Raw genomic sequence first — 19,414 nt, 5'->3', positions numbered from 1 at the left:
TGACAAATTGGCATGTATATCCTTTTTTCATTAGGGGATATTAACCGAAAAAAGAGGTGAAGCCAATGGCGTATATTCTTTCAGCTGGAACAAGTCTGCCAAAGAATCATGTAGATCAGAAAACAGCGGCTGATTTCGCTAGATCTCAATTTAAACGATCGTTTAAAGATATTGACCGGCTGCTGAGAGCTTTTCAAAATGGAGAAATCGAGAGCAGACAGTTTGTGCAGCCTATTGAATGGTATCAGAAGCACCACTCTTTTGAAGAGAAAAACAATATCTATTTGGAAAAGGCATTGGTTCATGCAAAAGAAGCGATCGTACACTGTCTTCAGGAGAAAGCATTTCTGAAAAAACCGATTCCGTTTGATGAGATTGATGCATTGTTTTTTATTTCAAGTACCGGATTGTCAACGCCAAGCCTTGATGCAAAACTGATGAACGTTCTTCCTTTTTCGCCTTATACGAAACGAGTACCGATCTGGGGTTTGGGGTGCGGGGGCGGAGCGGCAGGATTGTCCCGGGCTTACGAATACATAAAAGCATTTCCAGAAGCAAAGGTGCTGGTCGTCGCCTGTGAGCTTTGCAGTTTAACCTTTCAGCCGCAGGATCAATCAAAAAGCAATTTAATCGGTACATCCTTGTTCGGAGACGGGACAGCGGCGGTACTGTTAACTGGAGAAAAAGGGGTATCTGAATACGCTCATCTAAAAACAGTCCCTAAAGTGCTAGGTACACAATCCGTCACAATGAAAGAGTCTGAGGATGTGATGGGCTGGAAATTTACAAGTGACGGCTTTCGGGTCATTTTCTCCCGCGACATTCCTTCCATTATTTCAGGCTGGTTAAAAGAGCAGGTCGATCAATTTTTAGAGCAGCAAGGGTATTCGGCAGAAGACCTATCGGTTTTTCTTGCCCATCCTGGAGGAAAAAAAGTAATTGATGCTTATGTTGAAAGTTTATCCTTAAAAGAGGATCAGCTTTTTTCTTCAAAAGAGGTACTCAAACAACACGGAAATATGTCCTCTGCCACAGTGATGTATGTCATCAAGCATTATCTTGAGCACCAATCAGCTGAAAAAGGAGATATGGGTCTTTGCGGAGCACTAGGCCCGGGCTTTTCCTCAGAGCTGCTGCTCATGAAATGGGAGGAGGCCCTGTCATGATCATTTGGCTCGTCATTGGTATCTTCGGTTGTCAGCGGCTCATTGAAATGCTCGTGGCTAAAAGAAATGAAAGGAAAGTAAAAGCAATAGGTGCCATTGAATTTGGTGCTAGTCATTACCCCTATATGGTCGCTATGCATGCGGCTTTTTTTCTCTCACTCATCGTTGAGGTATGGGTGTTCAATAGGGAGACGTCCCGCTATTTTCTTGTGCTGCTTGTTTTCCTGCTGGCAACACAGGTCATTCGATACTGGGCATTGTGTTCTCTTGGGACGTACTGGAATACAAAGATTTTAGTCGTGCCAAATGCGATAATTGTCAAAAAAGGGCCATATCGCTGGTTAAAGCATCCTAACTATGTAGTGGTAGCGATTGAACTTATGCTGATCCCGCTTTTGTTTAATGCCTATTTTACAGCCATTTTGTTCACATGTTTAAATGCATGGATGATGGCTGTGAGAATTCAAACAGAAGAGAAGGCGCTCAATCAGTATTTGTTAAATTAATATTGAAAATCATTATCAATTGTGATACACTTTCATTAATGATAAGCATTCTCAATCATGAAGGATGGACGGTGATCACATGACAATGGTTTTCTTACTCGGTACGGTCTGTGTATACAGCCTGCTAATTGGCTTCGTATTAAAAGGTGTTTCTAAAAAATCTGCTTCCTGATCGCAGTCAATTGCGACTGATCGGGCAGCAGATTTTTTTTATTTCCTCAGATCAGAAGAAATATCTCTTTATTTTGTGTAAAATGGTATCACATACATAACTGACTTTTCTAAAAACAAAGGGGTATCGTCATGAAAGACTTGTCTATTCGAGATTCGCTCGTTCAAACTACAGGTGCTTTATATCAAAGCCTTCTCAAAAGGGATGATCATGAACGCGCAGCCAAACTTGCATCGATTATTAAAAAGGAAGCAGAGGAAGAAGTATATATCGCATTTACCGGCCACTATTCTGCCGGCAAATCATCACTTGTGAATCATCTGCTCCATGAGCACATCCTGCCAACGAGTCCAATCCCAACAAGTGCAAACTTGGTCGTCGTGAGGAAAGGGGAGAGTGAAGTACAGCTTCACACCTCTGATGGCCGTTTTGCAAAAATGAGTGGGACTTATGATAAAGAAGCCGTACAGCGTTTTTGTAAGGATGGGGAACAAATTGAAATGGTGGAAATCAGCGGTGACTATAGAGGACTAGAAGAAAAAGTGGCGCTGATTGATACGCCCGGAATTGATTCAACGGATCATGCCCACTTTTTATCTGCTGCGTCTATTCTTCATCAAGCAGATGCTCTTTTTTATGTCGTTCACTACAATCATGTTCATTCAGAGGAAAACGTCCGTTTCATTCGTTCCATTAAAGAGAAAGTGCCAAATCTTTATTTTATCGTAAATCAAGTCGATCGACATGATGAGCATGAGACAGCGTTTGAAGACTACAAAAGTCAAGTGGTTGACATGCTCCTTAAAGAGGGCATTGAAGAAGAACATCTATACTTTACATCCGTAACCGATGCGGCGCACCCTAGAAACGAAATGCTTCGTTTAATCGAGAAGCTGCAAGAACTGCAAACGTTACCGAAAGCATCGCTCCGCGCCTATACTGAGCAGAAAATTGAGCATGTCTTAAAAGAACATATTGACTCGTTAAAAGAAGAGCTGCAGGAAGAGGACCTTGATTCACAGCTCCAAGAAAAAAGAAAAACAGTCAAGGAACTTGAAGAGAAAAGCCGCTTCATAGAAAATGGAGCAAAACAGTTAGAAGATAAAGTGTCTTCTGAAGTCGAAAACATTTTAAAAAATGCAAACCTAACCCCGTTTAAAATGAGGGAGCTCGCAAGTGACTATATAGAATCGAAAGCACCTGGCTTTAAGGTTGGGCTCTTGTTCGCTAAAAATAAAACCGAGCAGGAAAAAGAAAGACGGGCAAACGATTTCTTAGCAGATGTCAAAGCGAGAATGAAAGCAGAAGTGGACTGGCATATTGCTGAGCTGCTAAAAAAAGAAGTCAAGCATTATGAGCTTGGTGAAGAGTTATTAAATCAAGTGATGTCATTTGAAACACCTGTAGAAGAATCACTGCTTGAAAACGTCATTCATCATGGTGCGACGTTCTCAAATGAATACGTGCTTCAATATTCGAAAGATGTTGGTGAAGCCCTAAAAAGACAGGCCAAACAGAAAGTAATGCCATTGATTGAACAAATGACGGAGACACTGAAAACCCAGCTCATGAAGAAAAAGGCGGGACAGCAAGAAAATTGGACTCAAGCAATACAAGAGCTCCAAACGCTGGAGAAATGCATTGAGAAAAATGAACAAATCAGAAGAGATATTGAGCATGTGTGGGATATTTGGCAAAATGGAACGGATGAACAGGTCGAAGAAGGCTGGTTCTATGAGAAAAAACAACGGATGCAGCACGACCAGCTAAAAAAGAATCAGGCGTCAACTCATGCAAAAGAAAGCGAGAAAGACAATCAGCAGCAGGAGCTTGATCAAACGCGTCGGTCACAGCATATTACCACTGCGCAGTCGATTGATCAGTTTGAGCGGCTTTCTCACATGTTATTGCCATTAGACGCGCTTCAATCTCAAAGAAAGTCCTTTGAAAAACGAACAAAGCGGCTTCAAGCGAAAGAATTCACTCTCGCCTTATTCGGCGCTTTTAGCTCGGGGAAATCTTCATTTGCCAATGCCCTTGTTGGGAGAAAGGTGCTGCCATCGTCTCCTACACCAACTACGGCAACGATCAATAAGCTGACGCGGCCAACGGATGATCATCCGCATGAAAGTGTAAAAGTGGTGTTCAAATCCGAGCAGGATATATTAGACGAGCTCGATCAGATACTCGGTTTTTCTATCACAGAAGAAAAGGGCGATACGTTTAAAGCGAAACTAGAAAGAACGCTGAAAAAAAGACAGCTTGAACAGGATCACTACATCATTGTTGACCATTTTTTAAACGCGCATGAAAGATTCCATGAATACATTCAAAAGCAAACGCCGCTCAATGTCACCCTTCAAGAATTAAAGCCATATGTGGCAGAAGAGGCTGTTTCTTGTGTAGTGAAGGAAGTGACGGTGTATTTACATACACCTTTAACAGATAAAGGACTGACAATTGTTGATACACCAGGTGCCAGCAGTATGAATAAGCGTCATACAGAGATTGCCTTTCAATATATGAAGGACGCAGATGCGCTTCTTTATTTAACTTACTACCAGCATTCTTTTTCAAAGGCAGATCGGTCATTTTTACGTAAACTTGGGCTTGTAAAAGATTCATTCAGCATGGATAAAATGTTCTTTATTATCAATGCAGCTGACCTCGCAAAGGATCAAGCAGAGCTTGAAACTGTGTTTGACTATGTGAAAAATGAGCTAACAAAAGAAGGCATCCGAAACCCAAACCTTCATCATGTATCCAGTAAAGAAGAGATCGAAGGAAAGGGGCAGTCACCTTATAATCGATATGCACAGCTTAGAAAACAGCTCGACTATTTTATCGAGGAAGAATTAACGAAAGATGCGATCGAGCTTCTATATTTTGAAGCCAGTACATTATGTAGGACAGTCGACAAGCTGCATGAGACGCTGCATCAGTCAGAAGATGAAAAGCAAGTAGAAAAGAAAAAGATCGACACATCCTATGACGCCATCGTTGATCAAATGAGTCATATAAAACAATCTAAACTAGTGACGGAAAGTGTGAAAAAGGATTTGCTCGAACAGCTTTACCATATTGTTCAGCGCCTGTCACTATTTGCGAATGATCTGTTAAAGACAGCTTTTTACCCTGGAATATCTCAAGGAAACTTCAGGGAGCAGCTAAAAAAAGCGCTTGAACAGGCGCTGAAGGATTATGAATTTGAATTTGTGCAGGAGATCAAGGCGCTTGATATTCGAATGGAATCGTTTATCCTTCAATACTTCCAAGAGGAGTGGGAGAAAGGTTTGCAGGCGGCATGTGCAGAAGATCCTTACTTTTCTCTCCGGCTGTCGCCGCCAGATGAAAAAAATGCGGAGCTGAAACAAATTGAAGTCGAAGCGGATCTGGCGCCGTTTGAGCCGCTTTTAAAGAAGCAAAAATCAGCGAAAGCTTTCTTTGAACAGAACGAGAAGGCTGCGTTTATTGAAGCAGTTCGAGATGTTCTTCTCGAATTAACGACTAAATGGGCAGATAAAGAAAAAGAAGAATTATTGAGCAGATATGACATGATGGTAAAGGCCTTTACTGAAAGATATGAAAAAGAAGCGCTCGAGCAGCTAAGTGAACAAAAACAAACATTTATCATGAGCTTGACAACAGATGCGAAAGAGCAGGCGATGATAGAACAAGTATTTGAACAAACAAATGAATGGAAGAAACAGTTGAAAACCATTTGATTCGTGATAGACTAGATAAAAAAAGAAAGCAGTTGATAAAAATGACGAGCGTACACGAAGACATTTCCGCACACTCACAAAAACAGCATGCTCATATCAAGTCCTTTCTTGCACTTGAGCAAAAAAGAGAACAGGCAATAGAGACAGCAGTATTCAAGTGTGAACAAAACGAACCATTTACAACTGACGACATCAATGCGATTACTTCGAAGATGAATGAGCTTGCACGAGGCGGAATTGTTCCACTGCGTAAGCATGTGACGATAGATATGGTCAAGGAGTATGTCGAACGTAAACAGAAGTAAAGAGTAACTTTCTCTTTTTTGGTCATCTTAACAAATGAACCAAGAAAGGGGAATGATCATGGAAAAAAAGCAGCAAGCAAAGCAGAAGGATGAGCGTGTCCCTAAACAAAAAGAGATGCCGTCCTACGCAGAAGCAGAATCGAAAAAAATGCAATACGGGCAAAAGTAATCCAGAGGTGCCTCTTCTTTTCCAAAAGAAGAAGGCGCCTTTTTTATGTCGAATTCTATGTTCTGTGATAGAATAGGAGTATTGTTTTGAAAAAGGGAGTTTATAAGAATGAATAAACACGTACTGCTTGTTGATGGCATGGCACTTCTATTCAGATCGTTTTATGCGACAGCTGTCCATCGCAATTTTATGATAAATGATCGCGGCGTCCCGACAAATGGAGTGAATGGTTATTTGAAGCATCTGTTAACGGCTGTTCAGACATTTGAGCCAACTCATATTGTCTGCTGCTGGGATATGGGAAGCCAAACTTACCGAAATGAATTGTTTCAAGATTATAAAGCAAATCGAGGAGAGGCGCCTGTCGAGCTCATTCCTCAATTCGATTTAGCAAAGGAAGCGACAGAAGAACTAGGAATTGTGAACGTTGGTTTAAAGGGCTTTGAGGCAGATGATTGTATCGGCACGCTTGCGGCAATCTATCAGAATGAAGCGCGTGTGACCGTCCTAACTGGTGACAAGGATTTGCTGCAGATTTTGAACGATCAAGTGACAGTAGCTTTGATGCAAAAAGGGATCGGAAATTATAAGCAATATACAAAAGCCTTGTTTGAAGAGGAGATGGGCATCTCTCCAAAGGCGCTGATTGATATGAAAGCACTCATGGGTGATTCAAGTGATAATTACCCAGGAGTAAAAGGGATCGGAGAAAAAACGGCATTAAAATTTATACAGACGTATCAAACCATTGACGGGTTGTTAGAAAATATCCATGAACTAACGGCTGCACAGCAAAAGAAAATGCAAGCAGGATTAGAAGATTTGAAGCTTTCCCGTCTATTGGCAGAGATCAAATGTGATGTCCCGCTTAGCTGTCCAATGGATGAGACGAAAATGAATATCAATCAAGAGCGGGCTGCTGCCATGCTGCGGTTACATCAAATCAAAGGAATTGAGCCGATGGTAAATCGCTTAAGTAAAATAGAAATCAGCTAAGTCGATCTCTCACACGCTGAAGAGAAGACAAAGGGCTAAAATAACGATCATTTTAGCCCTTTATCAACAATCTTAGAGATCAGATTTTTGTATTGGTTTTCTTCGCTCTATTTTCCAGCTGAGATACAGGCTGTTTGTCTTTTGTTTGCGCATCACCTTGAGGGGTTGTCCCATTTGTGACACGACCTTTATTGTCCTTATCCAATCAGTATCACCTCATACATTAGGATAACCGAAAAAAAGCGATTCATCCTTTAGAAAGGTGAATCGCTTTTCTAGCGAGCTGGTCAGCTACTTGATTTTCCTTGCTTGGAATCCACTTAATGAAAAATAAATCAAACTGGTTTTGCAGCTCGATCATCTCCTTTATAAAATGCTGAAAGGCTGGATTTTTAGCAAAGCCTGCATTGGCCGCGCGGTCGACTATCTGTGAATCTGTTCGAAACGAAACGGAACGCAGTCCTTTTTCTACACAGATTTTCATCCCTTCGATAAGAGCAGAAAATTCTGCTTCGTGATTGCTCATAAATCCAAGAGGAATCGAGAAAGATTCAGCCTTTCCGTCATACTTCATAAAAATGCCGATGCCAGAAGGACCGGGATTACCTGCACTTGCACCATCAATGTATATTTCAGCTGGCAATTTATTTCACCCTTTCATCAAGTGGAACCATTTTTTTCGCTGCATAAGCGTATGGTGTCCCAATCGCGGCGACGATAAATTTAATCACATAGGTCGTGATAAAGATTTCAATCCATACATGAAATGGATAGGTACCAAGAAAGGCTATGGTTGTGAAGATCAGTGTATCAATAAGTTGGCTAATCATCGTACTTCCAGCGTTGCGCACCCAGAGCGCACCATCGGAAGGAAATATCCGGCGAATAAACGAATATACATAAACATCTAACATTTGACTGATGATATAAGCAGCAAGACTGCCAAGTGCGACCCTTGGCATAAAGCCAAATATCGTTTCTAACGATGTTTGTGAGATGTCAGATGGAGCTGGGTGGAAAAGCAAGGCCTCCTGCATGACAACTGTCAGCGTTAAAAGGGTGGCAAAACCAATCCAGACAGCTTTTCTCGCTTCATTTTGTCCATATTTTTCATTCAAAACGTCTGTTGCGAAGAACACACTGCCATACAAAATATTTCCAAGTGTTGCCGTTAAGCCAAATAATTCAACGGTTTTGACCACTTGTAAATTTGCAGCTACCGTCGCAAAGCCAATCCAGACGAAAAGCCCCATCTTGCCAAATCCTTTATAAAATAGAAGAACAATGATAAAATTAATGATCGCAAATAAGAACCAAATACCTTCATTAAACAAGTGACATGAACTTCCTTTCTCATTGTAAAATGTAACTTTTTGATTATAGCATAACGAACGTTTACCTTAAAAGCACGGGAAGGCGATGTGATCAATGAAATTAAGAGCGCACTATACAATGAAAGTGAAATCGATTGGGTCCATTGCTTTTTTCCAAGAAGATTGGATGGAGCTAAAAGAGGCCTTGATTTTAGCAAAACATATCGACAAAAAAGAACCACAGTCACTCCTATCATTTGAAGATGAAAAAGGGGCCATGTGGTCCATAAAAGAACTTGAAAAGCTAAATGAAGAACTAAAGCTTGAACCTGACCAGCTCCAGGTCTATTTTGATGCAAGCTTTCGTAAAGAAACAGGGGACTCTGGCCTTGGCATTGTCGTCTACTATAGGCTCGGAAAAGATGCTTATCGGTTGAGAAAAAATCATCCATTCCAAGGAACGACCAATAATGAAGCAGAGTATGCGGCTTTATATGAGGCAGTAAAAGCTTTAAAAGACCTTGGGGCAAGCAGAAATTCTGTTACGATTAGAGGCGATTCACTTGTTGTCATGAATCAATTAAAAGGAGAATGGCCTTGTTATGATGATCTTCATAACAAATGGCTCGACCGGATTGAAGCGGCTTTAAAGGAGCTGAAGCTCTCGCCAACCTATGAAGTCATTGATCGTAAACAAAATGCAGAAGCGGACCAGCTTGCAAGACAGATCCTTGCAGATGTCCCAATCGAAAGTAAATTGAAATTAGAAGCAGACGGAGCTGAATAATGTGGATAAAAAAACAGCAGTACAAGAATTGACGGATCTTCAAGACACGTATTGTTCAGATTGTTTAATTAAGAAGCACTTTCGAAAAGAATTTGGTAAAAAATACGCGCATGCCTTTTGTATCCAGCAATGCACAGTAGGAGAGAAAATAAAAGAATACGGCCAAACGCTGCTTAAAAAGTAAACAGGCGGCCCGGTTTTCCTAACGCAAACATCCAATCATGAAAAAAAACGGATAGAATGTGTAAAAAAAGAACATATTCTGAAAAATGAGCCGATATAACTATAGAAAGTTTTGGTTGAGTTACTTTTTGACTAAGTGACGGATAATAGAGGAAAAGGGGAAGGCCGGTATGGATAACAAGGATTTCGAAACGGTATTACATCGAACATTTCAAGAGGTGTACAGCGATCTAGAGCAGTTAGTAGATGTAGCAAAGAAGGGAAGACCTTTTCTCGAAAAAGATATTTCTGAAATTGAACAGCGATTGAAGCAAAATATTTTAGCAATTGAAATACAGCTTAAAATCAAATAAGAGAGGCATATGCCTCTCTTTATTTTGTCGTTTCATCATTGATTTAGTTGATTAAAGTTTTGTTACGTTTGCTGCTTGAGGTCCACGATTACCTTCAACGATTTCAAAAGAAACTTCTTGTCCTTCTTCTAAAGACTTGTAGCCGTCACCTTCGATAGCTGTGAAGTGAACGAATACATCGTCTCCGCCTTCAACTTCAATGAAGCCGAAACCTTTTTCATTATTGAACCATTTTACTTTACCGTTTTGCATATTGCTTTTTCCTCCTAGTACTGTAGCACACCTTTTGGGCATACTAAAAAAAATTTTCATCACCTAACGACTTTGCAGTTGTTAAATGATGGTTCCACTATACACCATCAAAAGTAACGCGTCAAGCAGGCGAGCCAAATTTTGAGCAGAATGTTTGATTTTTTTGTTTTTTTGGTGAATGACAAAGCAATGAAATATAAAACGTTCTCATTTTTCGAAACCTAACGTGCAGCTTGTCCGTATATAAAAAATAATACAGAAAGAGGTGCAATCATGAATCGTTATACACTTGAAGAATTTGTTCAGAATACGCAGCAAGAAGATAAGGGAGAAGGGGTCTTTGAACTTGAAACATCAAGGCTTCTAGAAATTAATTTGACTGACACCATTTGGGCAAAAACCGGTTCCATGGTTTCTTATCGAGGGAAAATCAAGTTTGAGCGTGAGGGTGTTTTTGAACATGGCGTCTCTAAAATGTTCAAAAAAATGCTGTCAGGAGAAGGCACCTCACTGATGAAGGCAACAGGTCATGGGAAATTATATGTGGCTGATCAAGGCAAAAAAATCTCGATTCTTCGTTTGGCTCAAGGAGAATCCATTTTTGTTAATGGAAACGATCTTCTTGCATTTGAACCGTCTGTCCGATGGGATATCAAATTGATGAAAAAAGTGTCTGGCATGCTTGCAGGCGGATTATTTAATGTCAAATTAGAAGGACCGGGTTTAGTTGCAATTACGAGTCATTATGAGCCGCTTACGCTCATTGTTCAGCCAGGTGACTCTGTTTATACAGATCCGAACGCGACAGTTGCATGGTCAGGGGACTTACAAACTGAATTTGTGACAGATGTTTCATTTAAAACCTTTATTGGCAGGGGAAGCGGGGAGTCTATTCAAATGAAGTTTAGCGGAAGCGGCTTTGTTGTCGTTCAGCCGTTTGAAGAAGTATACACAACCAATGGAAATCAAGGATAAAGAAAAGGTGTCCGTCAATGACGGACACCTTTTTATGATAATGCACGAGCATATGTTTTATTATTCATGATGAGATCTGACTGCTCAACGATATCTTCTAAAATGGTTTGAGAAGATTGTTTTAGATGCAGTTTTTTTATATTTTGTTTCATTGCTTCAAGTTTTTCTTCATCTTGCAGCAAGTTGGTCACAGATTCTAAAATGTCTTCATGTCTGTTAATGACAATGGCCGCACCATAATCCTCAAAGAAAAGAGCATTTTCCTTTTCTTGTCCAGGGACAGGCTTGTAAAGAATGACCGGGACACCGATTGCTGTTGCTTCTGTTAACGTAATGCCGCCTGGTTTTGTAATCATACAATCTGTTACTCTGAACAATTCATCAATTTGTTCCACATATCCAAGCGCCTTCAATTGATCTGGGTGTGCTTGCTCAAGATCGCTAAGCGATTGTTTCAGCGCTGCATTCTTTCCGCATACAACAACAATTTGTACTTCACTGTCGAGAAGTAACGCTTCACATAATTCCTTCACATTTTTTAGTACACCGTGAGCACCGGCCATGATGAGAAGAACTTTTTTGTCTGATGATAATCCATATTTTTTATAGATCATCGATTTTGGCACGTCTGCTTCAAACTGTGGTCGGATAGGAATGCCTGTCACCTTGACATCGCTTGGATGTGTGCCGATTTCTACTAATTTTTGTTTCACATAATCGGTTGCAACATAGTATCGGTCGATGTTTTCATGTACCCAAATTTTATGAAGACAAAAATCTGTCATGACATTAAAAGTCGGGATTACTTTCCCTGTTTTGTTTCGGTATTCTGGCACAACAATCATCGGGAATGTAATAATAATGATATCCGGATTGTGTAATTGAATTAATTCATCAAGACGCTTATTTCCCATCTTTAAATAAATGTTAAATTTGCGTTTATTGTAAATTTTATCTACACCGTAATAAAACAAGCGATAAAATTGTTTCCCAATGGAAAAGCTCTTCAAGTATAAATATTGAGTCACTTCTGACACAATGGGATTCGATTCTTGATACAAATTAGAAACTACAACATGTTCAAACCCTTGGGATTTGCATTCATCATACAGTGTTTTTGCCACCTGCATATGTCCATTTCCATAATTTGCGGTCAAGATTAATATTTTTTTATTGGTATTCAAGAATATTCACCTCAAATGTAATCAACAACAACAAAACTTCGTACGAAAACTATTAATCTCATAGGTCTACATATACATAAAGATAACATATAAACAGTCAGAGCATATCATTCGTTACGAAAGAATTAAACTAAATTTAAAAAACAAACAGACAAAATTGATAATGGAAGACAGAGCCATTTGTATTTTAACACATTTTGACGATTTATCATCGGGCCACAGTCTATTTTTATTCCCAAACGTATGGTGTTTCTTGATAAACATAATAGTTAAGCCAATTCATAAACAGTAAGGTTGCATGGGCTTTCCAGCGATTCACAGGGACTAATGTGTCACCATCTTCTATAAAATAGTGGACAGGTTTTTGGACTGTATCATGTTTCAACAAATCTCTTTCATATTCCTGCATCAATGTGTCTGTATCATATTCAGGATGTCCAGTTAAAAATACTTGTTTATCATCATCTGAAACAATCAAACAAACACCCGCTTCTTCAGACATACTTAATACTTTCAAATTCGGAGTGTTTTTTAATTGTTCTGTATTAATATCTGTATGCCTAGAATGTGGGACATAGTATACTTCATCGAAACCTCTGACTAATCTTTCTTTTTTCTCTTTCACAAGATGCTCAAATACGCCAAATTTTTTCTCAGGAAGCTTGGTTTTTTCAATACCGTAATGGTGATATAAGCCTGCCTGTGCACCCCAGCAAATATGAAGGGTAGACGTCACATTGGTTTTACTCCAGTCCAAAATATCCTGCAGCTCTTTCCAATAGGACACTTCTTCAAAAGGTAAATGTTCAATTGGCGCGCCAGTGATGATCATTCCATCAAATTTTTTATGGCGAATCGATTCAAAGGTCGTATAAAATTCATCTAGATGCTCTCTCGATGTATTCTTCGGTGTATGTGTACTTGGAATCAAAAACGTAAAGTACACTTGCAAAGGAGAATTACCGAGCATTCTCAGCAGCTGCGTTTCAGTTTGTATTTTTTTTGGCATTAAATTTAAGATCACGATATTCAAAGGACGGATATCTTGCTTGAATGCCCTTGTCTCATCCATGACGAAAATATTTTCACTCTCTAGTATTTGTTTTGCCGGCAGATGAACTGGTATGTTAATAGGCAACTCGCCACCCCCTGAATCAAAGCTAATTTCACTTCATTATAGGAACTTTCTGGCGATATTTCAATGTTTCAATTATGTTACAATGAAAAATAGAGCAAAAAAGAATGCTGTTTCTGTAAAAAAAGGAGGCCCTTTCGTTATGATCACAAAGCATTTATCAGATATTGACATTGCCCAAAAGGCTCAGCTAAGACCAATTCAAGACATCGCAGCAAAGCTGCAAATACAAGACGAAGAATTAGAATGCTATGGTTTCACAAAAGCGAAAATATCTTTGACTATTTTTGACCGTCTAAAAGAACAAAAAGAAGGACACGTGATTCTTGTGACTTCAATCAATCCTACTCCAGCAGGTGAGGGGAAATCCACCGTAACAGTCGGCCTTGGTCAAGCCTTCGAAAAAATTGGCAAAAAAGCGATCATTGCGATGCGTGAGCCTTCATTAGGTCCAACAATGGGCATAAAAGGCGGCGCAGCGGGTGGAGGTTATTCACAGGTGCTTCCAATGGAAGAAATCAATCTTCATTTCACAGGAGATTTTCATGCCATCACATCAGCACATAACGCCTTATCTGCCTTTATTGACAACCATATCCATCACGGAAATGAACTCGGTATCGACACGCGCCGCATTGTGTGGAAGCGGGTGCTTGATTTAAACGATCGTGCATTAAGACAGGTCGTGGTTGGACTTGGCGGTCAGTTAAATGGGTATCCTAGAGAAGATGGGTTTGACATTACGGTTGCTTCCGAAATGATGGCGATCCTCTGTTTAGCAGAAGACTTAAAAGACTTAAAAAAACGTCTTTCTTCTATTGTTGTTGCCTATAATCAAGAAGGCGAGCCAGTCACAGTTGGAGCGCTTGGATATGAGGGTGTTCTGACGTTACTTTTAAAAGACGCGCTCAAACCGAATCTTGTTCAAACGATTGAAGGAACCCCTGCCCTTGTACATGGCGGTCCTTTTGCTAATATTGCACATGGCTGCAATAGTTTAATTGCAACCAAAATGGCTGCAAAGCTAGCCGATTATGTCGTAACTGAAGCTGGATTTGGAGCGGATCTTGGTGCAGAAAAGTTTCTGCACATTAAAACAAGAGCAGGTGATTTCAAACCTGGTGCAGTTGTCATTGTGGCGACAGTCAGAGCATTGAAAATGCATGGCGGAATGAAGAAAACAGACCTCAAAGAAGAGAATGCAAATGCCGTATTAGAAGGTATACATAATTTAGAAAAGCATATTGAAACCGTGCGGGCTTTCGGTCTTCCATATATCGTTGCAGTGAACCGATTTATAACGGATACAAAAGAAGAGATTCAAGCGATAGAAGATTGGTGCGGCAATCATGGCCATCCAGTCAAAGCCGTGAATGTATGGGAAGAAGGAGGCGAAGGCGGGACAGCACTAGCCGAAGAGCTTGCGGAACTCATTGAAAAGAAGAAGAACAGTTTTTCTTATTTGTATGAAGAGAATGACTCCATTGAAGAAAAGTTATCTAAGGTTGCCCAAGTGGTTTACGGGGCAGATGGGATCGCGCTCACATCCAAAGCAAGAAAGCAGCTGGCGGCCATTGAGCAAAACGGCTGGGCTCATTTTCCGGTTTGTATGGCAAAAACACAGTATTCCCTTTCGGATGATCCAGCTTTAATCGGCAGACCTAAAGGCTTTACTATTACGATTCGAGAGTTGAAGCCGTCTGTAGGGGCAGGATTTATTGTTGCCTTAACCGGAAGCATTTTGACAATGCCTGGACTTCCTAAAAAGCCTGCGGCGCTCGAAATGGATTTATTAGAAGACGGCAGTGTGACAGGACTCTTTTAACCGGAAGCATAAAAAGCGATTTTCTAAAAAAAGCATGTTACGATAGGAAAAAGTGAATCCAGGAGGCTATGAGATGTCAATTTATGATATTCAGGTCAAGACCATTAACGGTCAGGAAAAATCGATGGCAGACTACAAAGGAAAAGTGCTTGTTATTGTTAATACAGCAAGCAAATGCGGACTGACTCCTCAATTTAAACAATTACAAGAGCTATATGATCAATATCATGAAAAGGGCCTTGAAATTTTAGGATTTCCGTGCAATCAATTTATGAATCAAGAGCCTGAAGGAGAAGAAGCCATTCAAGAATTCTGTTCTTTGAATTATGGAGTGACCTTCCCTATGTTTGCGAAAGTAGATGTCAATGGCGAAGAGGCACACCCGCTGTTCAAACATTTAACAAGTCATGCGAAAGGTGTGCTTGGGACGAAAACAGTGAAATGGAATTTCACAAAATTTATCGTGGACCAAAACGGAGAAGTCACTGAACGATTCTCACCGAAAACACCACCAAAAGAATTAGAAAGCTCAATCATCGCTCTTTTGGACAAATAAGATGCTGACGATCATGCAGAGAAAGCAATTGGAGGCAGCTGCCTCCTTTGTTTCAGATAGGCTTAAGAATGAACCGACTGGGCACGATGCGGCTCATATTGCTCGTGTACGCCAGCTTGCCGTCCATATTGCCAATCAGGAAGGCGGCTCTCTTTTTATTATCGAAATGGCAGCGATTGTTCATGATTTAATTGATGAAAAGCTGTCAAGTGAATGGAAGGTCACCGAGGAGCAGCTTGAGCACCAGCTCCTTTTATGGGAAATGAACACGCGGGATATCCGCTATATCATGGACATCATTACAACAATGTCTTTTCGTCATCGGCATAAGCAGTTTAGACCAATGACATTAGAAGGGGCCATTGTTCAAGATGCGGATAGGCTGGATGCGATAGGAGCAAGCGGCATCGCAAGGGTGTTTACGTATGCGGGTGTAAAAGGTGAGCCCCATTTTACAAAGGACACGAAGCAGGGCTCCGTACTAAAGCATATGGAAGAAAAATTACTCAAATTAAAAGACTTGATGAACACTCATGCAGGAAAGCAGCTTGCTAATGAGCGGCATGCATTGATGAGTTTATTTATCAAAACGTGGAAAGAAGAATGCGGCCTTACAGATGAGTAGGGTCTTTATGTGTGTAAGGAGGATGTATCAATGAAAATAACAGCCATAGAACCGACGCCAAGTCCGAATACGATGAAGGTGATTTTGACAGAAGCACTTGCCGGCGGTAAAAGCAACAATTACAAAAAGGATCAGAAAGACGAAGCGCCAGAGATGATTCAGCGTATTTTAAACATTGAAGGGGTAAAAGGGGTCTATCATGTCGCGGATTTCCTAGCTGTCGAACGGAATGCAAAATTTGACTGGCAGGGTATTTTACAACAGGTCAGAGAAGCGTTTGGACAAGAAACGGAGGGCCTTCAGGAAGGATCGTCATCAGGTGATGACACATTTGGCGAAGTGAAAGTGTTTGTCCAAATGTTTAATGGCATTCCGATGCAGGTGAAACTGTCAGACGGTGAAAGAGAAGAACGGTTTGGCATGCCTGAACGCTTTCAAGCGGCCATTTTAAAACTTAGAAGCAGCTCAGACAATGTTGTGTTTGAACGAGTGTGGAAAGAACATGGCGTTCGTTTTGGGGAATTTGCGGATATCGGGCAGGAAGTCACAGAAGAGCTGCAAGCCGCCTATGATGACGAGCGTTTAGCCCGATTAACAGAAGCCGTTAAAGAAGGTCAAGAAGCTGTAGATAGACAGGTGAACCGAAAGGCATATGATGTAACAGAAGATATGCTGCGTGAGGAAGATTGGAAAAAACGTTTTGCCCATTTAGAGCAAATGCAGCCAGAAGAAAAGGATATTCCTGTTTTAATGAAAGCGATGGAGGACCCAAAAACGTCTATTCGCAGACAAGCCGTTGTGAATGCTGGCATGATTGAAGATCCTGCCATTCTGCCTATTTTATATAAGGGGCTCGAAGACAAAACAGTGACGGTCCGCAGAACGGCTGGCGACTCTATTTCTGACCTTGGTGACCCAAGCGCTATTGATGCTATGATCGCTGCCTTAAAGGACCCGAGTAAGCTTGTCCGCTGGCGTGCTGCTATGTTCCTTTATGAAGAAGGCGACGAAACGGCACTTGAAGCACTAAAAGAAGCAGAGCAAGACCCTGAGTTTGAAGTTAGTCTTCAAGTAAAAATGGCGATTGAGCGCATTGAGCATGGGGAAGAAGCGAAAGGCTCTGTATGGAAGCAAATGACAGAAAGTAGAAAGAATGCGTCCGAATGATGGGGAAAATGAACAAGCTGCCAATGAAAAGCAGCTTGTTTTTCTAAAAATGATAGACAGAAAAATTTTTTTAGAAAAATTATTTTGAATATTGTTGAAATATGCGAAAAAACTCTATATAGTAGTACCAATATAGAATATTGGAGGTCAGATTTTATGACACGAACCTTGCTGAGCGCTTGCTTCAGCAGCCATGTTGGTCATCAGTCATTCATAGGTGGCTAAATAAACAGAAAATTTGTAAAATAAAATCAACTCAAAATCATGCAGTCAACAAGACTTGTAGTATAGGAGGCTTTTTAAACAGATGGCAGAACTACGCAGTAATATGATTAAACAAGGAATCGACAGAGCACCTCACCGAAGCTTACTAAGAGCAGCGGGGGTAAAGGATGAGGATTTCGGCAAGCCATTTATTGCCGTATGTAATTCCTATATTGATATTGTCCCAGGACATGTCCATCTTCAGGAATTCGGGAAGATTGTCAAAGAAGCCATTCGTGAAGCTGGAGGGGTTCCATTTGAATTCAATACGATTGGCGTCGATGATGGAATTGCGATGGGGCATATCGGAATGAGATATTCATTGCCAAGCCGTGAAATCATTGCTGACTCTGTAGAAACCGTTGTATCTGCACATTGGTTTGATGGAATGGTTTGTATTCCTAACTGCGATAAAATCACACCAGGAATGATGATGGCAGCGATGCGCGTGAATATCCCAACTGTTTTTGTGAGCGGCGGGCCGATGGAAGCGGGTAGAACAAGTGATGGCAGAAAAATCTCTCTTTCTTCTGTATTTGAAGGGGTTGGCGCATATCAGTCAGGTAAAATCAATGAAGAAGAATTAAATGAATTAGAGCAGTTTGGCTGTCCAACCTGTGGATCTTGTTCTGGTATGTTTACAGCTAACTCAATGAACTGTTTGGCAGAAGCACTCGGTATTGCTCTTCCTGGAAATGGAACGATTTTGGCGACATCACCAGAGCGAAGAGAATTTGCGAAAAAATCAGCAAAACAACTCATGGAGCTCATTAAAAAGGATATTAAACCACGAGATATTGTCACTGAAAAAGCAATTGATAATGCATTTGCATTAGATATGGCTCTAGGTGGTTCAACAAATACAGTTCTTCACACACTGGCAATTGCAAATGAAGCAGGTGTTGAATATTCACTTGAACGTATCAATGAAGTAGCAGAACGTGTGCCTCATTTATCAAAGCTTGCACCAGCTTCGGATGTTTATATTGAGGATTTACATGAAGCAGGCGGCGTTACAGCGGCACTCAATGAATTGTCTAAAAAAGAAGGAGCTCTACATTTAGATACAATGACCGTCACTGCGAAAACGCTTGGCGAGAACATTGCGGGACATGAGGTAAAAGATTATAACGTCATTTATCCAATTGACAAGCCATTTACTGAAAAAGGCGGCTTAGCCGTTCTATTTGGAAACCTTGCACCAGATGGCGCGATCATTAAAACGGGCGGGGTACAAGACGGGATTACACGCCACGAGGGACCTGCGATCGTTTTTGAATCTCAAGAAGAAGCCCTTGAAGGCATCATTAATAGAAAAGTAGAAGCAGGACATGTTGTCATTATTCGCTACGAAGGACCTAAAGGCGGACCAGGTATGCCTGAAATGCTTGCACCTACTTCACAAATTGTCGGAATGGGGCTTGGGCCAAAGGTTGCATTAATTACAGACGGACGTTTTTCCGGCGCTTCTCGCGGATTATCGATCGGACACGTCTCTCCAGAGGCAGCTGAGGGCGGCCCGCTTGCCTTTGTTGAAAATGGTGATCACGTCGTTGTCGATATTGAACAGCGCATTTTAAGCGTAGATGTTCCAGAGGAAGAATGGGAAAGAAGAAAAGCAAACTGGAAAGGCTTTGAGCCAAAAGTGAAAACGGGTTACCTTGCTAGATATTCAAAACTTGTGACATCAGCCAATACAGGCGGAATCATGAAAATTTAATCTGATATCGAACATTTGAAAATTGCCTCTCTCTAT

General features: G+C 40.8%; 21 protein-coding genes. 15 read left to right on the top strand and 6 right to left on the bottom strand.

Annotation, left to right across the window (positions count from 1 at the left end):
- The first annotated feature begins 65 nt into the window (after positions 1-65).
- The 6 genes from AKG37_RS00655 (at position 66) to AKG37_RS00635 (ending at position 7,039) form a co-directional block, all read left to right on the top strand.
- Positions 66-1,166, top strand: a complete 1,101-nt coding sequence (locus AKG37_RS00655) for a type III polyketide synthase (RefSeq protein ID WP_060697127.1) — start codon at positions 66-68, stop codon at positions 1,164-1,166.
- Positions 1,163-1,672: an isoprenylcysteine carboxyl methyltransferase family protein gene (locus AKG37_RS00650; RefSeq protein WP_060697126.1), complete on the top strand. Its 510-nt coding sequence runs from the start codon at positions 1,163-1,165 to the stop codon at positions 1,670-1,672. The genes AKG37_RS00655 and AKG37_RS00650 overlap by 4 nt, the downstream gene beginning before the upstream one ends.
- A gap of 64 nt (positions 1,673-1,736) precedes the next feature.
- Positions 1,737-1,844, top strand: coding sequence for a Fur-regulated basic protein FbpC (gene fbpC, locus AKG37_RS19255; RefSeq protein ID WP_306299200.1), 108 nt, complete (start codon positions 1,737-1,739; stop codon positions 1,842-1,844).
- Between the two features lie 131 nt (positions 1,845-1,975).
- The gene (dynA, locus tag AKG37_RS00645; protein ID WP_060697125.1) at positions 1,976-5,569 is read left to right on the top strand and encodes a dynamin GTPase; all 3,594 of its coding nucleotides are present in this window, start codon (positions 1,976-1,978) and stop codon (positions 5,567-5,569) included.
- 41 nt (positions 5,570-5,610) lie between these two features.
- Complete coding sequence (locus tag AKG37_RS00640; RefSeq protein WP_060697743.1) at positions 5,611-5,874, top strand: YpbS family protein; 264 nt, start codon at positions 5,611-5,613, stop codon at positions 5,872-5,874.
- Positions 5,875-6,151: 277 nt separating this feature from the next.
- A complete protein-coding gene (locus AKG37_RS00635) occupies positions 6,152-7,039 on the top strand; it encodes a 5'-3' exonuclease (RefSeq protein ID WP_060697124.1) in 888 nt (295 codons plus the stop codon).
- A gap of 79 nt (positions 7,040-7,118) precedes the next feature.
- Here AKG37_RS00635 and AKG37_RS00630 read toward each other — a convergent pair whose 3' ends face one another.
- From AKG37_RS00630 to AKG37_RS00620, 3 genes are read right to left on the bottom strand one after another with little or no spacing between them, the layout of a single operon-like run.
- On the bottom strand, positions 7,119-7,244 hold the full coding sequence (locus AKG37_RS00630; RefSeq protein WP_060697123.1) for a hypothetical protein: 126 nt from the start codon (positions 7,242-7,244) through the stop codon (positions 7,119-7,121).
- A gap of 42 nt (positions 7,245-7,286) precedes the next feature.
- Positions 7,287-7,682 carry a reverse transcriptase-like protein gene (locus AKG37_RS00625; protein WP_060697122.1) on the bottom strand — a complete coding sequence of 132 codons (396 nt, stop codon included), beginning with the start codon at positions 7,680-7,682 and terminating at the stop codon, positions 7,287-7,289.
- A gap of 1 nt (position 7,683) precedes the next feature.
- Positions 7,684-8,373, bottom strand: coding sequence for a queuosine precursor transporter (locus AKG37_RS00620; protein ID WP_060697121.1), 690 nt, complete (start codon positions 8,371-8,373; stop codon positions 7,684-7,686).
- A gap of 94 nt (positions 8,374-8,467) precedes the next feature.
- On the opposite strand from AKG37_RS00620, the gene AKG37_RS00615 reads away from it, so the two are divergent.
- The 3 genes from AKG37_RS00615 (at position 8,468) to AKG37_RS00605 (ending at position 9,675) form a co-directional block, all read left to right on the top strand.
- Positions 8,468-9,139 carry a ribonuclease H family protein gene (locus AKG37_RS00615; RefSeq protein ID WP_060697120.1) on the top strand — a complete coding sequence of 224 codons (672 nt, stop codon included), beginning with the start codon at positions 8,468-8,470 and terminating at the stop codon, positions 9,137-9,139.
- A 1-nt stretch (position 9,140) separates the two neighbouring features.
- Positions 9,141-9,323, top strand: coding sequence for a zinc-finger domain-containing protein (locus AKG37_RS00610; protein ID WP_060697119.1), 183 nt, complete (start codon positions 9,141-9,143; stop codon positions 9,321-9,323).
- 169 nt (positions 9,324-9,492) lie between these two features.
- On the top strand, positions 9,493-9,675 hold the full coding sequence (locus AKG37_RS00605) for a hypothetical protein (RefSeq protein WP_008346368.1): 183 nt from the start codon (positions 9,493-9,495) through the stop codon (positions 9,673-9,675).
- A 51-nt stretch (positions 9,676-9,726) separates the two neighbouring features.
- On the opposite strand, the gene cspD is transcribed toward AKG37_RS00605, so the two are convergent.
- The gene (cspD, locus tag AKG37_RS00600; RefSeq protein ID WP_024422747.1) at positions 9,727-9,927 is read right to left on the bottom strand and encodes a cold-shock protein CspD; all 201 of its coding nucleotides are present in this window, start codon (positions 9,925-9,927) and stop codon (positions 9,727-9,729) included.
- A 273-nt stretch (positions 9,928-10,200) separates the two neighbouring features.
- Between cspD and AKG37_RS00595 the strand changes: the two genes are divergently transcribed.
- Positions 10,201-10,902: an AIM24 family protein gene (locus tag AKG37_RS00595; protein ID WP_060697118.1), complete on the top strand. Its 702-nt coding sequence runs from the start codon at positions 10,201-10,203 to the stop codon at positions 10,900-10,902.
- Positions 10,903-10,934: 32 nt separating this feature from the next.
- Here the strand turns inward: AKG37_RS00595 and AKG37_RS00590 are convergent, their stop codons facing one another.
- Together AKG37_RS00590 and metA are read right to left on the bottom strand one after the other, a co-directional pair.
- Positions 10,935-12,086 (bottom strand): diglucosyl diacylglycerol synthase, encoded by a 1,152-nt coding sequence (locus AKG37_RS00590; RefSeq protein WP_060697117.1) that lies wholly within the window; start codon positions 12,084-12,086, stop codon positions 10,935-10,937.
- A 229-nt stretch (positions 12,087-12,315) separates the two neighbouring features.
- On the bottom strand, positions 12,316-13,224 hold the full coding sequence (gene metA / locus AKG37_RS00585; protein ID WP_060697116.1) for a homoserine O-acetyltransferase MetA: 909 nt from the start codon (positions 13,222-13,224) through the stop codon (positions 12,316-12,318).
- Between the two features lie 139 nt (positions 13,225-13,363).
- Here metA and AKG37_RS00580 point away from each other — a divergent pair, with 139 nt between their 5' ends.
- The 5 genes from AKG37_RS00580 (at position 13,364) to ilvD (ending at position 19,378) form a co-directional block, all read left to right on the top strand.
- Positions 13,364-15,046, top strand: a complete 1,683-nt coding sequence (locus AKG37_RS00580) for a formate--tetrahydrofolate ligase (RefSeq protein WP_060697115.1) — start codon at positions 13,364-13,366, stop codon at positions 15,044-15,046.
- A gap of 73 nt (positions 15,047-15,119) precedes the next feature.
- Positions 15,120-15,602, top strand: coding sequence for a glutathione peroxidase (locus tag AKG37_RS00575; RefSeq protein ID WP_060697114.1), 483 nt, complete (start codon positions 15,120-15,122; stop codon positions 15,600-15,602).
- 13 nt (positions 15,603-15,615) lie between these two features.
- Positions 15,616-16,227, top strand: a complete 612-nt coding sequence (locus AKG37_RS00570) for an HD domain-containing protein (protein ID WP_420805442.1) — start codon at positions 15,616-15,618, stop codon at positions 16,225-16,227.
- A gap of 30 nt (positions 16,228-16,257) precedes the next feature.
- On the top strand, positions 16,258-17,394 hold the full coding sequence (locus tag AKG37_RS00565; protein ID WP_060697112.1) for a conserved virulence factor C family protein: 1,137 nt from the start codon (positions 16,258-16,260) through the stop codon (positions 17,392-17,394).
- Between the two features lie 307 nt (positions 17,395-17,701).
- Positions 17,702-19,378: a dihydroxy-acid dehydratase gene (gene ilvD / locus AKG37_RS00560; RefSeq protein WP_024422739.1), complete on the top strand. Its 1,677-nt coding sequence runs from the start codon at positions 17,702-17,704 to the stop codon at positions 19,376-19,378.
- Positions 19,379-19,414: the final 36 nt, after the last annotated feature.

It is taken from the genome of Bacillus australimaris, assembly GCF_001307105.1.
Classification (GTDB): Bacteria; Bacillota; Bacilli; order Bacillales; family Bacillaceae; genus Bacillus; species Bacillus australimaris.
The sequence above is the reverse complement of the archived record's forward strand: the minus strand, read 5'-3'. Positions and strand labels throughout refer to the sequence as shown.

What these genes read in the sequence shown, in the direction of transcription:
- fbpC (WP_306299200.1), top strand. Translation starts at nt 1,737, where the DNA reads ATGGACGGTGATCACATGACAATGGTTTTCTTACTCGGTACGGTCTGT.
- AKG37_RS00640 (WP_060697743.1), top strand. Translation starts at nt 5,611, where the DNA reads ATGACGAGCGTACACGAAGACATTTCCGCACACTCACAAAAACAGCAT.
- AKG37_RS00570 (WP_420805442.1), top strand. Translation starts at nt 15,616, where the DNA reads ATGCAGAGAAAGCAATTGGAGGCAGCTGCCTCCTTTGTTTCAGATAGG.
- ilvD (WP_024422739.1), top strand. Translation starts at nt 17,702, where the DNA reads ATGGCAGAACTACGCAGTAATATGATTAAACAAGGAATCGACAGAGCA.
- AKG37_RS00655 (WP_060697127.1), top strand. Translation starts at nt 66, where the DNA reads ATGGCGTATATTCTTTCAGCTGGAACAAGTCTGCCAAAGAATCATGTA.
- AKG37_RS00595 (WP_060697118.1), top strand. Translation starts at nt 10,201, where the DNA reads ATGAATCGTTATACACTTGAAGAATTTGTTCAGAATACGCAGCAAGAA.
- AKG37_RS00650 (WP_060697126.1), top strand. Translation starts at nt 1,163, where the DNA reads ATGATCATTTGGCTCGTCATTGGTATCTTCGGTTGTCAGCGGCTCATT.
- AKG37_RS00575 (WP_060697114.1), top strand. Translation starts at nt 15,120, where the DNA reads ATGTCAATTTATGATATTCAGGTCAAGACCATTAACGGTCAGGAAAAA.
- AKG37_RS00605 (WP_008346368.1), top strand. Translation starts at nt 9,493, where the DNA reads ATGGATAACAAGGATTTCGAAACGGTATTACATCGAACATTTCAAGAG.
- dynA (WP_060697125.1), top strand. Translation starts at nt 1,976, where the DNA reads ATGAAAGACTTGTCTATTCGAGATTCGCTCGTTCAAACTACAGGTGCT.
- AKG37_RS00635 (WP_060697124.1), top strand. Translation starts at nt 6,152, where the DNA reads ATGAATAAACACGTACTGCTTGTTGATGGCATGGCACTTCTATTCAGA.
- AKG37_RS00615 (WP_060697120.1), top strand. Translation starts at nt 8,468, where the DNA reads ATGAAATTAAGAGCGCACTATACAATGAAAGTGAAATCGATTGGGTCC.
- AKG37_RS00580 (WP_060697115.1), top strand. Translation starts at nt 13,364, where the DNA reads ATGATCACAAAGCATTTATCAGATATTGACATTGCCCAAAAGGCTCAG.
- cspD (WP_024422747.1), bottom strand. Translation starts at nt 9,927, where the DNA reads ATGCAAAACGGTAAAGTAAAATGGTTCAATAATGAAAAAGGTTTCGGC.
- AKG37_RS00565 (WP_060697112.1), top strand. Translation starts at nt 16,258, where the DNA reads ATGAAAATAACAGCCATAGAACCGACGCCAAGTCCGAATACGATGAAG.